The organism is Methylobacterium sp. WL8 (assembly GCF_008040045.1).
GTDB lineage: Bacteria > Pseudomonadota > Alphaproteobacteria > Rhizobiales > Beijerinckiaceae > Methylobacterium > Methylobacterium cerastii.
In genome coordinates, this window is the sequence record NZ_VRVF01000024.1 from 36244 (window position 1) to 52402 (window position 16159).

A 16159-nucleotide genomic window follows, 5' to 3' on the forward strand; every position below is an offset into this window, starting at 1 on the left:
GCCGCGGCCGCCGGCGGCGCAGGCGGCGGCGCCGCGGGCGTGGGCGGGGCCATCGGCGTCGCGGGGGCGGAGAACCGCATCGGCGGCTGGACCACCGGCAAGGACGCCGACGGCCAGCGCGTCGACACGGCCAGCGGCGACGGCATGTCGGTGTCGGCCTACGCGAACAACGCCACCCTCTCGGTCGCGACGGCGCTCAGCATCGGCGCCACCGCGAGCCAGACCATCTCCGCGACGATCGTGGCCGCCTCCGCCGCCGTCAGCGGCGGCGGCGGCGCGGGCGTCTCCGTCGCGGCGGCCGGCTCGGTCGCCGCCAACGCGATCGCGGTCGCGACGAAGGCCTACATCCAGGGCGACGGCACCGGCATCGGCGCCGGAAGCGTCAGCGTCTCGGCCGACGACACCTCCGCGATCAGCGCCGTCACCGGCTCCGCCTCGCTCGGCGGCGCGGGCGGCGGCGCCGCGGGCGTCGGCGTCGCGATCGGTTTCTCGCTCGCGCTCAACAGCATCGCGGACGACGTCGAAGCCTACATCGACGGCGCGAACGACGGCCTGACCACGCGCAACGGCGACCTCTCCGTCTCCGCCACCAGCGGCGGCTCGATCAAGGCCCTCGCGGTCGCCGCGGCGGTCACCATCGCGGGCGGCGGCGCGGCCGGCGTCGGCGTGAGCGGCGGCGGCGCGGGCGCGCGCAACGCGATCGCCACCAAGACCGACACCTACGTCACCAACAGCCGCCTCATGGTGGCGGGCGACACGAAGCTCGACGCCACCGCCAACGCCACGATCCTGTCCAGCGTCGATGCGGCGGCGGTGGCCGCGGGCGGCGGCGGCGCGGCGGGCGTCGGCGTGGGCGTGGGCATCAGCGCAGCGGTCAACCAGATCGGCGGCAACAGCGAGGTGCAGGCCTATCTCTCCGATTCGAGCCTCGCCGGCACCGGCGCGCTCGGCGTCACGGCCCTGTCGAACCAGACGATCCAGGCGTCCGTCGCTTCGGTCTCCGCCTCGGTCCAGGGCGGCGGCGCGGCCGCCGTCAGCGTCGCGGGCTCGGTGAGCGGCGTCGTTAACACCATCTCCGTCCCGACCCGCGCCTACATCCTGCGCGCGGCGACCGGCGGCATCAGCGCTGCGAGCGTCTCGGTGTCGGCGACGAACAGCGCCAACATCACCGCGAACGCGGGTGCGGCCGGCGTCGCCGCGGGCGGCGCGGGCGTAGCGAGCGTCGGGCTGACCGTCGCCGCGACCACCGCGACGAACACGATCGGCAACGAGGTCTCGGCCTACCTTCGCGACGTGCAGCAGGGCCTCACGGCCACGAGCGGCGACATTCAGGTCACCGCCCTGTCCTCGTCCGCGATCTCCGCCACCGCCTCGGCGGCGACGATCAGCCTCGGCGGGGCCGGCATCGCCAGCGTCCAGGTCGCGGGCGGCGGCGCCTCGGTCGTCAACGTCATCACCGGCTCCACCAGCGCGCTGATCGACATCACCTCCGGCAAGGCGACCAACCGTGTCAGCGCCAGCGTGGGCGGCGTCACCGTCTCGGCGACGAGCACCGCCGCGATCAGCGCGCGCGTCCTGGTCGCGACCGCCGCCGCGAGCGCTTCGGGCGTTGCCAGCGTGCCGGTCGCCGTCGGCATGAGCGGGGCCCAGAACATCATCGGCGGCTGGTCGACGACGACGACCGATCGGAACGGCAAGACCGTCAAGCGCGACGCGCCGGTGGAGACCGGATCCGCCGCCATCACCGCCAAGATCGCAGACACGAACCTCACCGCCAACGGCAGCGTCGGTGTGAGGGCGACCTCGTCGGGCACCATCACGGCCAGCGTCGCCGCGACGGCCGCCGTCGTGACCGCCGCCCCGGTCGCCGTGGGCGTGGCCGGTGCGGGCTCCTATTCCGGCAACGCGATCGCGCTCGCCACCTCCGCCTCGATCACCGGCGCCAACACCCGCGTCCAGGCGGGCGACGTCACCGTCCAGGCCAAGGACGGCGCGACGATCAGCGTCGACGTCGGCACCGCGGCGATCGCGGCGGCCTTCGGCGGCGTCAACGTGGCGCCCTCGGTCGGCGTGGCCACCGCGCTCAACGTCATCGACGACCAAGTCACGGCGACGATCGACTCCGCGGACGTCACGGCCAACGCGAACGGCATCACCGTCGAGGCCGACGGCGGCGCGACGATCTCCGCGCGGGTCGCGGCGGCCTCGGCTTCCGTGACCGGCGGCGGCATCGGCGTCAGCGTGTCGGGCGGCGGCGCCGTGGCGCTCAACCTGATCGGCGGCTCAGCCGTCGCTTCGGCGAACGCGGCGCGGCTGACGGCCAACGGCGCGGGCGGCGGCGTCAAGATCCACGCCCAGGACACCAACGCGATCACGGCGACAACGGTGGCCCTCGCCGCCGGCGCCAGCGTCGGCGGCGTGGCGGTCGGCGTGTCGCTCGGCGCGAGCGCGGCCTACAACCAGATCGGCTACGCCGACAGCCAGTCGGGTGCCTCCGCGACCAAGACTAACGCCGTCACCGTCGAAGCCGTGTTGACGAACACCACGATCGCCACGTCCGGCCTGCTCGAGGTCAGTGCGCTCTCGAACCAGACGATCTCGGCGACCACCGCCGCGGGCGCCATCGCCCTCGGTGCGGGCGCGGTGAGCGTCCAGGCCGCGGGGGCCGGGGCCGGGGCCAACAACAAGATCACGATGGCCGTGAAGGGCCATATCGAGGGCGACGGGACCGGGATCTCGGCGGGCAGCGTCACGGTCTCGGCCAAGGATACCTCGACGATCTCCGTCAACACGGGCGCGGCCGCGGTCGCTGCGAGCTTCGGCGCCTTCGGCGGCGCCGCGGTCTCCATCGCCGTGGCGGTCGCGACCAACACGGTCTCCAACGACATCGCCGCGACGGTCAACGGGGCGAACGACGGCGTGACCGCGACCGGCGCGATCCTCGTCCAAGCGGTCGAGGGCGCCTCGCTGACCAGCCGGGCCGCCACAGCCTCCCTCGCGGCGAACTTCAGCCCGTTCGGCCTCAGCATCGCCGGCGGCGGCGGTGCCACGACGGACCGCGTCAACAGCCGCACCAGCGCGTTCATCACCGGCAGCACGGTGAAGCAGGCCGGCAACGTCACGGTCGATGCCCGCGACACGAGCACGGTCGACTCGGCCGTCCTCAGCATCAGCGTCGCCGGCGGCATCCTGGCGCTCGCCGCAGGCGGCTCGGTGGCCGACGCCTCGGTCACGCCGACCGTCACGGCCAAGATCGAGGATTCGACGATCACGGGCGGCGACATCGCCGTCACCGCGACCGCGACGCCCTCCGTCCATGCCAAGGCGACGGGCGTCAACGCCGGCACGGCCGCGGTCGGCGCCTCGACGGCGGTGGCGAACGTCCAGGCGAACGTGTCCGCCTACACCAAGAACAGCAGGCTCACGGGCTCCGGCCTCACCGTGATGGCGACCTTGGCGCAGGCGCCCAGCACACCGTCCACCTTCGCCGAGGCGACGGGCTCCGTCGGCGGCCTGATCGGCGCCAACGCCACCGTCACCCAGGCTACGAACGCCAGCACCGTCGCCGGCACCATCGACACCGGCACGACCCTGAAGATCGCCGGCACGGTGACGCTCGCGGCAACGGCCAACACGCAACAGGTCTCGAACGCCAGCAGCGCAAGCGCCGGCCTCGTGGCGCTCGGCGCCACGGTCTCCAACGCAACCTCCAACACCAACACCTCCGCCACGGTCGTCTCCACGGACGCGATCCGGGCCGGCGCGATGACGGTGACGGCCAACAGCCGCGACGACAACGGAGCCTCCGGCGTCTCCGGCGCCTACGGCCTGGCCTCCGGCGCCGCAGCCTCCGCGAACAGCCGCTCGGACGGCGCGACTACGGTGGGCCTCGGTGCGAGCGCCGACATCGACCTGAGCCAGGACGCCACGAAGTCGGGCGCCTTCCTCATGGCCGCCAATCACACGGCGATCGGCAACGGGCAGATCATCACGGACAGCTACGGCGCCCTCGCCGGCGCCGGCGCGGTGGTGCGCACGGTGTTCAACCACGACACCCGCGCGACCTTCGGCGCCGGATCCGGCGTGCTCGCCCGCAGCATCGCGGCGAACGCCCAGAACACGATCAGCAAGCCTCAGCTCGACAAGGCCAACATCGTCGGCTCGACGGGTGGCCTGGCGAGCGGCGCGGCGGCCGACAGCCGGACGACGGTCGGCGTGACCGCCACCGTCACGGTGGCGACGAGCACGGCAAGCAACCCGACGAGCCTTGAGACCGTCGGCGGCCTTTCCACGCCCGGCGGGGTCAGCCTCGCCGCGTTCAACCGCATCGACGCCGCGGACCGCGTGACGCTCACCACCGGCGGCGCCCTGTCGGGGGCCGGCACGACCTCCACGATCACTGCGGGCGACGACAACCAGAACGGCTTCAAGGCCCAGGTGCTGATCGGCGACAATGCGCAGATCTTCACCCTCGGCACCTTCCAGGCCTCGGCGAACGGGGCGGGCACGCTCAGCGCGGCCGCGAATTCCGAGACCTACGGCGCGGCGACGGTCGCGGCCGGCACGTCGCGGGTCGACCTGAAGCCCGTCAACACCGTCGCGGTCGGCAGCGGCGCCCACATCACCGCCTACGGCAACGCCAACTTCCTGGCCGGCACGAACATCAGCCAGATCGACGACAGCTACGTCACCTCGGCGCGCACCGACACCTTCGCGGGCAGCGCCATCCCGCTCCAGACGATCAGCGCCAACATCAACGTCTTCCAGACCAACTCCATCAGCGTCGCCGGCGGCGCGCTGATCGAGACCGCCGCGGACGTGAACCTGCTCGCGAACCGCCTCAACCTCGTGAGCACGGACGCCAAGGCGAAGGGCACGAACTGGACGACCGCGGTCGCAGGCGCCGTGGACAGCGCCCTCGGCGGCAGCGGCGAGGCGGTCTATTCGGGCACGGCCAACCAGGGCGGCATCGGCGCCGTCAAGGTCGACGGCACGATCCGCACCGGCATCGCGCGCAACATCGCGATCACCATCAACCAGATGGTCCTCACGGCGCCCGGCTCGCAGACGGTGGACGCCAGCGGCCGGATCATCACCGCCACCGACGCGACGACGACGATCTCCGGCAAGGTCCTGGTCAACGGCCAGTTCCTCCAAACCGACGGCAGCTTCGCGCCGTCCACCATCGGCGACAGCCAGAAGACGTTCTCGATCAACTCCACCGGCGGCAACGGCGCGAGCGTGACGCTCAAGCGCCTGCCGATCACCTTCACCTTCGGCTACGCCACCGCCCAGAGCTCGCAATTCCAGCAGCTCGCCGACGCCAAGGCGAAGCTGGCGACCTACACCTCGAACGCGACGCTGCAGAGCTTCTACCAGGGCGAGGTCACCCGGATCACCAACGACATGCTCTCGCAGGGCCTCGCCGTCCTGCAGAAGGACGGCACGTTGCTGCCCGTTCAGCGGCAGGTCCAGACCCTGATGATCAGCCAGTTCACGGCCGGCTCGGGACGGATCAACGTCGTCGGCAGCCAGCTCACCGGCGTGGGCGGGCTCGACGCCCAGTCCGACACCGCGGTCAAGATCGACAACAACTCCAGCGCCTCGCTCAACATCGGCGGCATCCTGATGCCGGAGTCGAACGGCGGCACCTTCTTCAACGGTGCGAACGTCACCAAGACGACGGTGCTGGCCGACTCGCGGACCACCATCGCCACCGAGAACGCCCGCTATCCCAACGCGCCCTCCGCCGCGAGCGTCGCCTTCGGCACCCTCACGCAGGGCGGCATCGTCTCGTCCACCAGCAAGAGCACCATCGACATCACGAACTGGGTCGGCACCACGACGTCGCCGAGCGGCGACATCGTTCCGGCACCCACCCTGAACATCGTCGGCGACATCATCGCTGTGAACGCGGCGCTGTCGCTGAACGCGACCAGCGACGCCGTCATCTCGGCGAACATCCGCGTCAAGACCATGACGACCAACGTGGGCGGCTCGGTCACGATCAAGGACCAGACGATCTTCTCGATCGCCGGCGATCCCTACGCGACGGTCGCCGACGGGATCCTGAAGCGCAGCGATGCCAGCGCCTCTGGGAACACGAACAACATCATCTACGCGCCGCAGGACTACAGGGGCAGTTCCCAGAACGGCTCGCAAAACGTCGTCGACGCCCTGTCGAACGCGCCGATCGGGACCGCCCTCACGAACGGCACTCTCTCGTCGAACACCGCGGGCGGGAGCATCGTCGCGAGCGGCACCGTCACGATCAACGCCCAGTTCCTGAACGTGAACGGGCTGATCCAGAGCGGGCGCGACACCTACACGATCAACATCGGCAACGATGCGGCGACCGAGATCGCCTTCATCCGGGCCGGGCTCACCGGCTCGAACGTCATCAAGTCCCTGACGAAGGACGGGTACTCGGCCACCTTCGACAAGCAGAACAACCGCATCGTCATCAACGAGGTGGCCACCAGCGGCGGCACGATCAACCTCACCGGCACGATCGTCAACACGAGCCCGAACAGGGGCGCGATCCGCTCGCTCGGCGGCTACGCCAGCGTCGTCGTCAACAATTCGCTGGACTACGACGTGGTCCTGACGCGCCTCGACGTGTCCAAGCGCGGCGACGGCACGATCGACATCAGCGATCTCGCCTACGCCAACGCCCGGACCGGCGTGACGGAGAAGCACACCACCATCCAGCAGGCCGCCGACGGCTCGATCACCCGCTACCAGGCGCTTCTGAACGGCAGCAAGCAGGCGGTCGACGCGGCCGGTCGCGCCATCACCGATCCCGGCCAGGTCGGGGTGTCGGCCGGTTCGTTCGACTACTCGCCCGGCGACGGCCTGACCTCCGGCAACGCGCCGGTGGAGTTCCGCTACGCCTTCACCGCCGGGCGCGGCGACAAGAACACCTACACCAAGACCTACGGCACCTCGTCCTGGCTCGGCATCTCGGCCTTCGCCGCGCAGCCGCCCAGCCAATACAACTATGATTCCGCGGTGGTCGCGCCCGGCGCCCTCGTGCCGAACAGCTCCTACTTCTACCTCAGCACGTCGGGGAACACGGGCTACCTGTTCGACGGCACGAAGACCGAGTCGACGGCGACGACCGAGCTCCTGCACGGCAACAGCTGGACGACGAGCACCTGGTACGGAAAGAAGACCTACTACCAGACCGACATCGCGGTCACGCACACCGAGACGGATGCGACGCACAGCATCTACGCCGGCAACACGATCTCCATCGGCTTCATCGGCAGCCGCGCCGGCACCGTCACCGTCAACTCCACCGGCGCGGGCAAGGTGCTGCTGGTCGGCGGCATCGCGGCGACGGGCAACGTTTCCGTCACGTCGGGCGGGACCATCGAATCCATGAATCCGTCCGCCGTGGTCAAGGGCGCGGACGTGACGCTGGCGGCCGCCGGCAGCATCGGCACGGGCACGGGCACCTCGCCGGTGGATCGCGCCATCAACGTGCTGGTCACCGGCGCCTTCACGGCGACCACGAGCAACGGCTCGATCTACGTGGCGACGACGGGCGGGCTCGCCGTCGACCACATCGCGGCGGGCAACGGCTACGACGTGAACCTGCAGGTCGCCGACAGCGTCACCGTCGCCTCCGGCAAGGCCGGCTCGATCGCCGCGGGCAGCCTGACGATCACGGCCGGCGGCAGCGTCGGCACCGCCCAGCTCAACGCGGACGGCTCGGCCCCGGGCGCGCTGAAGCTCAACACCGGCTCGACGCAGCGGGACCAGGTCAAGATCAGGGCCACCGGCTCGGTCGGCATCGAGGAGACCAGCGGCGACCTGCGCCTCTACAGCCTGACCACGAACGGCGACGTCCTGGTCAAGGTCGACGCCGGGAGCCTGCTCAACGTCAACAACGTCACGGTGCAGGACAACCGCGTCGTCGCGCAGCTCATCAACGGCGTGTGGAAGGACCTCGCGCTGACGAAGAAGGATGCCGACGCCAAGTTCGCCGCCACCCTCGACTCCTACGAGAGCGTCAACGAGCGCGAGTACCAGACCTACTGGACGTACCGTCAGCTGCAGGAGGCGAGCGGCCAGTCGGTCTCGGCCTGGCAGTTCCACTTCGACGTCACCTCCGCCGAGTACAAGTCCTACACCGCCTTCTACACGGACCAGGGCACCGCGATCGGCAAGACCGGCAGCGCCCTGACCTCCTACGTCGCCGACGCGATCGCCACCGAAGAGACGGCGCGCACGACGCAGTACCAAACCCTCGACAGCCAGTACCGCGGCTACGGCGATGTCCGGATCCAGGACTTCGCTACCGCGCTGAAGACCTATCTCGGCTATCTCGACCAGCAGAAAGCCGACACCTCGGGCAAGTTCGGCAAGACGACCTACGACGCCGCCTACAAGGTCCCGGCGACGCAGGCCGAGCAGGACGCCGCGCGGGACGCGCTCAAGGCGCAGACCCTCACCGGGAGCCTGCTGTCGAGCTACGTCGCCGCGCAGTTGGCCGCCCTCGATGCGACCCGCGGGACCGACTACGCGGCGCTCGCGACCAAGTTTGGCGGCGTCAACACCGGCTCCAGCACGGACATCGCCGCGCAGAAGGCCGACTTCTCCGCGCGCTACGACCGCTACTGGGCCTACCGCAACACCCTCGCCGCCGACGGCACGACGCAGCTCACCGCCGCGGAGCGGGCCGCCTACACCACCCAGTTCACCCGGCAGGGCACGGCCGCGAAGGTCGCGGACGTCGATGCCTACGTGCAGGGGCAGCTCACGGCCCTGCAGGCCCAGCGCGACGCCGACTTCGCCGCGCTGAAGGCGACGTTCGCCGCCTTCGGCGACACCTACGACGCCGCCCTCTCGACCCGCTACGCGACCTACCTGACGGCCCTGGCGACGCCCGGCGCCCTCGCCACCTCGGCGCTCGCGGCGGCCGAGATCAAGTCCTTCGCCGCGGTCCAGGCCGCGACCGTCTCCACCGCCTACGACCGGTACTGGAACTATCGCGGCAGCCAGACCGACGCCGGCGCGACCAAATTCTCGGCCACCGAGCTCGTCGCCTACCAGGACCAGTTCACGAAGCAGGGCCAGGCCGATCCGTCCGTGACGGACGTGGCGACCTACGTGCAGGGCAGGTTCGCGACGCTGCAGACGCAGCGCGACGCCGACTTCGCCGCGCTCAAGGCGACGTTCGCCCGCTTCGGCAGCACCTACGACGCCACCCTCGGCGCCGGCTACGCATCCTACCTCGCCCAGAGCGCGACGGTCGCGGCCGACGGCAAGGCCCACCTGACCGCGGCGGAGACCGCCGCCTACACGAGCGCCTTCACCGCCTCCGGCAAGGCGACCACCGTGAAGGACGTTCTGGGCACCCCCGTCCTGACGCAGGCCGCCTTCGACGCCGCCCTGGCCGTCTCCATCCAGGCGATCTCGGACGCCCACACCACCGAGTACGCCCAGCTCGCGACCTTCTTCACGAGCAAGAGCCTGCTCGCGGAGGGCATCGACCTCGGCACGTCGAGCCAGCCCAACGCCCACATCTTCGTGGGCCAGGCGACCCGCGACGCGATCAACGCCGGCATCAAGCGCTGGACGCAGGACGAGCTGATCAACGCGGTCGGCCAGGGCCTGCTCAAGGAGGCGACCAGCACCGTCACGCAGAAGCAGGATCCGATCATCACCGGCGGCAGCATCACCCTGCGCGTCTACGGCGCGAGCGGGTCGACCAGCGGCGGCAACATCGGCTCGGTCAACGGCACCACCACGATCGACATCAGCACCAAGCAGTCCCTCAACCAGGACCAGCTGATCGCCCTCGGCGCGGCCGAGCGCAGCGACGTCGTGTTCCTGGCGGGCACCGCGACCCAGACGAAGGCGACCTTCTCGAATGTCAACGGCAGCGGCCAGATCACCCGCACGGACGGCCAGAGCTGGACGGGCCTCGCGGTCGGACAGGTCGTGTTCGTCACCGGCCAGTCGTCCACGGCGAGCCTGACGATCGACGGGCAGGGCCGCCTGACCCGCACCGACGGCAGCGACTGGACGGGCTTCAAGGCTGGCGACCTGATCTACGTGGCCAACGACGCGGGCGTGCGCATCTCCCCCGCGGGGCTGACGGTCACCGGGGTCTCGGGCAGCGTCCTCCAGACGAGCCAGTCGTTCGGCACCTACGCCAACAAGGTGTTCACCGTCTCGGCCACCCTGAACGCGACCCCGACCTCCGCGACGGGCGCCCTGATCACCGCGATCTCGGGCAACGTCATCACACTCAACCAGACCGTGAACGCCGAGACCGGCGCCTCGATCGGCCTGTCGAGCACCCTCACCCAGGCGCGGGTGAACTTCAGCAACGTCGGCGGCCTCGGGCAGATCACCCGCACCGACCAGGCGAGCTGGTCGGGCTCCGCCATCAGGACCGGAAGCCGCCTCTACATCGCCGGCTCGTCCGCCAATGCGACGGGGGAATCGGCGACCGTGCTGACCGTCGTCTCGATCTCCGGCAACACGATCCTGGTCCAGGCGACGAACGGCACCGCCGCCGTCCTGAACCCCTTCACGGCGGAGTTCGCCAAGACCATCACGATCGGCAACTGGGCGTCGAGCGCGCAGGGCCCGAGCGTGACCGCGGACGTCTCCGTCGCGGCGGACAAGCACACGTTCCACACCGAGAGCGGGGACTTCAACGCCGCCGGCTTCAAAGTCGGCATGCTCATCGGCATCGGCGCGACCTTCGGCGTGACCACCGCGAACGCCACCACAGGCCCGACCGCCGCCAACCCGAACGCCGCGACGACCTACTACACGGTCACGGCGGTGACCGCGCACGACATCACGGTCAGGGAGATCCTGACGGCGGAGAGCGTGCGCAGCCTGATCCTGTTCCAGTCGGCCGCCGATCCCAACAACGCGGCCAACGTCGTCAAGCAGGTCCTCGTCCAGGGCCGCAAGGCGCTCACCGTCTCGACCTCGGGCACCCTCGACGTGACGGCCGACCGGCAGATCTACATCAACACGGCCGGCTCGCTGACCCTCAAGTCCGTCGTGTCGCAGACGGGCGACGAGGTCCGCGTCAAGACGCAGATGGGCCTGACCAACGGGGGGAACGCCTCCGCCACCAACGTCACCGGCGGCAACATCGTGCTGGAAGGCGGCGACGGTGGCATCGGCACGGACGCCATGCGGATCGGCACCAACCTCCAGGGCACGACCAGCACCCTGACGTTGCGCGCCAGCGGGAGCATCTTCGCCACCGAGCGCAGCGGCGACCTACGCCTGGAATCCGCCTATTCGCAGAGCGGCGACGTCACCCTCGTCTCGGATACCGGCTCGATCCTCGACGGCGTCCACACCAGCACCAACAAAATCGTTGCCCAGGATGTCTCCCTCAAAGCCGCGAACAGCATCGGCACGGTCGACGACCGCATCGAGTTCGCGATCTCCGGCACCGTGCGGGCCGTCAGCGGCACCGGCGTCTTCCTCGAGGAGACGGCCACGAGCATGAACGTGCTCGGCGTCTACGCCGCCAACGGCGACGTGGTGCTCAAGGCCGCCGCCTCGATCCTCGACGCGGGCGACCTCGTCGATCCGAGCGACATCAAGTCGGGCCTGCGCTCGGCCTCCACGGGCAGCCCCTACGCCAACGTCGTGGCCAACGGCATCACCCTCGTCGCCGGGAACACGATCGGCACGGCGGACGACCACTTCGACATCGACAGCCACGTCAAGGGCACCGGCACCGTCAACGCCCAGACCGTGACCGGCAACCTCTACATCGACGAGACGTCGCAGGACCTCTACCTCGGCACCGTCGGCACGGGCCGCTCCGGCGTCGCCTTCTTGAAGGCGTCCGTCGGCAGCATCTACAACGGCCTCATCACCTACGACGCCAGCAACAAGGACGCCTCGGACTCGAACCTCACCTCGGGCAAGGCCTACCTCATCGCCGCCAACAGCATCGGCACCGCCGACAAGCGGATCGTCTCGCGCATGGCGGCCGACAACGGCTCGGCCTTCGCCGACACCTATGGCGGCCTCGCGGGCTACGCCACGAGCGGCAACCTGTACCTGTGGAACATCGGCGGCCTGCGCCTCGGCGGCGTCACGGCCGATGCCGGGCCGGGCTTCAAGGCGGGCGGGTCGATCAACGTCCGCACGTCGAGCCCCTACACCATCGCCCAGGACGAGATCGCGGCGGGCGACATCACCCACTCCGCGGGCGAGGCCAGCGGCACGGGCGACGACTTCACGATCAACGCCGGCGTCACGGTCTTCTCGACGGGCGGCAGCGTGATCCTGAACGCGGGCGACAACTTCACCGTGGTGGCCACCGCCGTCGTCAAGGCCGCCGGCGCGATCGTCCTGCGCGGCGACTACAGCGACAACGGCCAGTCCGACGCGACCGCGACCGGCTCGATCATGACCCTGCGCGGCACCTTCGTGGGGTCGTCCATCGAGATCGACGGCGGCAGGAACGCCGACACGATCGACCTGTCGGGCACCTTCAAGACCGGCACGCGCACGATCAGCAGCGGCGGCACCGCCGCCCAGATCACGGAAGGCACCCTCACCCGGGGCGGCAGCATCGCGGTCAAGGCCGACGACGGCGCGAACACGATCCGCCTCGCGGGCAGCTACGACACCTCCGTGATGACCGTGTCCGCCGGCTCCGGCGACGACACCGTGACCCTCGGCGGCAGCTACGGCCTCGGCTCGCTGACGATCGATGCCGGCGACGGCACGAACGCGGTCGCGCTTGACGGCAGCTACGTCGCCTCCGGCGCGATCGCGATCCGCACGGGCAAGGATGCCGACACGATCGACCTGCAGGGCAGCTACACCGCCGACTCCCTGGAGATCTCGGCCGGCCGCAACACCGCAGGCCGGAACCACATCACCCTCACCGGCACCTACGGCGTCGCCCGTGGCCTGACGATCACCGGCGGCTCCGGCATCGACGTCCTCAACGACTCCCGCACGACCGGCCAGGGCCCGTCGACGGCGACCATCACCGCCGGCAGCCTCTCGGTCGACCTCGGCGACGGCGCCAACGTCGCCAACTTCACCGGCACCTATCGCGTGGCCGGGGCCTACAGCCTCACCACGGGCAGCGGCGACGACATCATCACCCTGCCGGGCGGCTTTACGGCCGACAGCATCACGATCAACGCTGGCGACGGCACGAACCGCGTCACCCTGTCGGGCACCTACGGCGTCAGCGGCGCGATGAGCATCCGCAGCGGCGTCGGCAACGACATCATCGGCCTGTCGGGCTGCTACACCCTGGGCTCGCTGCTCGTCGATGCGGGGTCCGGCAACAACACGATCACGCTCGCCGGCACCTACACGATCGGCAGCGCGCTGACCGTCAAGGCGGGCTCGGGCGACGACACGATCGACCTGTCGGGCATCTACACGGTCGGCAGCGACACCGTGCCGGGGACGATGACGATCGATGCCGGCGCCGGCCAGAACGCCCTGACGCTGACCGGCACCTACAAGGTGAGCGACGCCCTCACGATCACGGGCGGCTCGGGCGACGACACCCTCACCGACCTGCGCGTCGCGGGCGGCGTCGTGTCGAAGGCCGACGTGCAGGCGAAGTCGCTGTCGATCAACCTCGGCGACGGCCGGAACGCGGCGACCCTCGTCGGCCGCTACGGGATCGCGAACACCTACGCCCTCACCACCGGCGCAGGCGACGATGCCCTGACCGACTTCCGCCTCGCCAACGGCGTGGTCACCGACGCGGCCGACGTGTCGGCCGGCACCATCACGATCGCGCTCGGCGACGGCCGGAACGCGGTGGCGTTCGCCGGCAAGCAGATCGCGACTGGCGACGTCACCCTGACCACCGGGGCGGGTGCCGACACGATCGTCGACGCGGCCCTCGTGAACGGGGCCGCGGTCCAATCCGCAACGATCCAGGGTCAGAACGTCTCGCTGAGCCTCGGCGGCGGCGACAACGTCCTGACGCTGCTCGGCACCACGATCGCCACCTCGACGCTGGCGCTGACCAGCCTCGCCGGCGCCGACCGCTTCTCGCTGCGTAACCAGCGCCTGAAGGCCACAACGACGAACATCCGGCTCGGCGCGGGCGACGACAACCTGTACCTGTCGCCGCGGGCGATCGAAGGCAACATGTTCGTCTACGGCGAGGACGGGGCCGACACGATCTTCGTCGACCAGTTGCCGAACCTCACCAGCCAGCAGAACGGCACCACCAACGACACGATCGACATCGACGGCGGCCAGGACACCGACACGGTGACCGTGCAGACCGCGGGCGCGTCGACCTACCGCGTCAACGTCCACGACTCGGGCGACTGGAACCGCGGCGTCGACACGCTGACGATCCTCGGCACCACCGGCGCCGACACCTTCCTGGCGCGCAAGAACTTCGTGGCGCTGGTCCACCCGGATGCGGACGGCACCTTCACGAGCCCGGGCTCGAAGGCCGTCGAGCGGATCAATTACGACGCGAGCATCAACGGCCGCGTGGTGATCGAGGGCGGGGCGGGCGACGACCGCTTCTATATGGACGACAACGCCGCCCTCATGACGGTGGACGGCGGCGCGGGCAACGACTTCTTCCAGATGGGCCAGGTCTTCGCGACGCCGCGCGACGTCGCCAACGGGCTCCTCGCGGAGGACGCGTTCGACACGGTGCAGCTGTCCTTCGGCGGCTACCTCTCGAAGGGCGTGTCGATCCCCGCCGTGATCTACGGCGGCGCCGGCAACGACACCTTCCAGATCTACTCGAACAAGGCGGACCTGCGCCTCGAGGGCGAGGACGGCGACGACGAGTTCGTGATCCGCGCCTTCGCCCTGGCCGACAACGGCAAAATCAAGGTCAACGCCGGCGCCGGCGACGACAAGATCGAGTACAACGTCAACGCACCGGTCGACATCGACGGCGGCGCCGGCTTCAACAAGGTCGTCGCGCTGGGCACGGAGTTCGCGGACACCTTCGTGATCACCCGCGACGGCGTCTTCGGCGCCGGGCTTTCGGTGAAGTTCGCCAACGTCCAGGCGGTCGAGGTCGACGGCCTGGAGGGCGACGACACCTTCTACGTGCTCTCGACCGCCCCCGGCGTCGTGACCACCCTCATCGGCGGCCTCGGCAGCGACACCTTCAACGTCGCCGGCGACGTCTCCGGCGAGGTCGTGGCGCGGGACGCCAAGGGCAACTCGGCGGTGATCAACCACACCGTCAAGAGCGACGACAAGCGCTTCGACGGCCTGTTCGTCTCCGGCATCACCGCCTCCGTCTCCGCGAGCGACGGCGGCTCGGTGAGCGACGGCGGCGGCCTGACCCTGCGCGAGGACGGCGCGACCAGCGTGCCGAACGCCGACGGCAGCCGCGTCGGCACCTACACGGTGGCGCCGCCCTCCCCGACCGCCACGCGCCTGACCGCCTCCGACACGGCCGTCGTCACGGTCTCGGCGGCGCAGTCCTCGTCCCAGATGCGGGCGCTTGCGGGCAAGGCCGGCACCGTCGAAGTCTCGACGGACGGCATCACCTACTCCGACGCCCTCACCCTGACCTTCGCCACCGTCTCGGACGGCAAGGGCGGCTTCGTCTGGGAGACCGCCAAGACCGTCTACGTCCGCGCCAAGTCGGACACGGCCGCCGAGGGCGACCAGAAGGTCGCGGTCGGCCACTCCGTGCTCAGCACCAACGCCGAGGTGAACGGCACCTCCGTGCGGCCGACCCTCGTCACCGTCATCGACGACGACAAGCCCGGCCTGATCATCACCCAGTCGGACGGCGACACCACCGTGATCGAGGGCAGCAAGCCCCAGCAGAAGGACAGCTACGCGGTCGTCCTCAACAACGCGCCGCTGGCGGGTGAGAAAGTCCGCGTCACCCTCGTCACCGACAGCAACCGCATCGTGCTGACGCGCGCCGACGGCAGCGCATTGCCTCTCGACGACCAGAAGCGCGCCTACCTCGAGTTCACGTCGGCCAACTGGAACGTGGCGCAGACGGTCCTCGTCGCCGCGCCGGAGAACACGACGGTCGAGAACCGGCAGGTCGTGCAGGTGAGCCACGTCGTCACGAGTTCGGGCGGCTTCTACAGCGCCATGACCGACACCCCGATCGTCCGCGTCACCGTGATCGACGGCAACTCGGCGAGCGTGCTCGTGCGCCCGCCGGCCGGCGGCG

The 16159-nt window shown here is 70.2% G+C and carries 1 protein-coding gene (cut by both window edges); it reads left to right on the top strand.

Every position in this 16159-nt window falls within one protein-coding gene, locus FV234_RS26175, for a GLUG domain-containing protein (protein WP_187273648.1), read on the top strand. The gene is 43911 nt long; 15525 of those nucleotides lie to the left of the window and 12227 to its right, leaving coding positions 15526-31684 in view, spanning codon 5176 (complete) through codon 10562 (partial); the first codon wholly inside the window starts at position 1. Both codon boundaries (start and stop) fall beyond the window edges.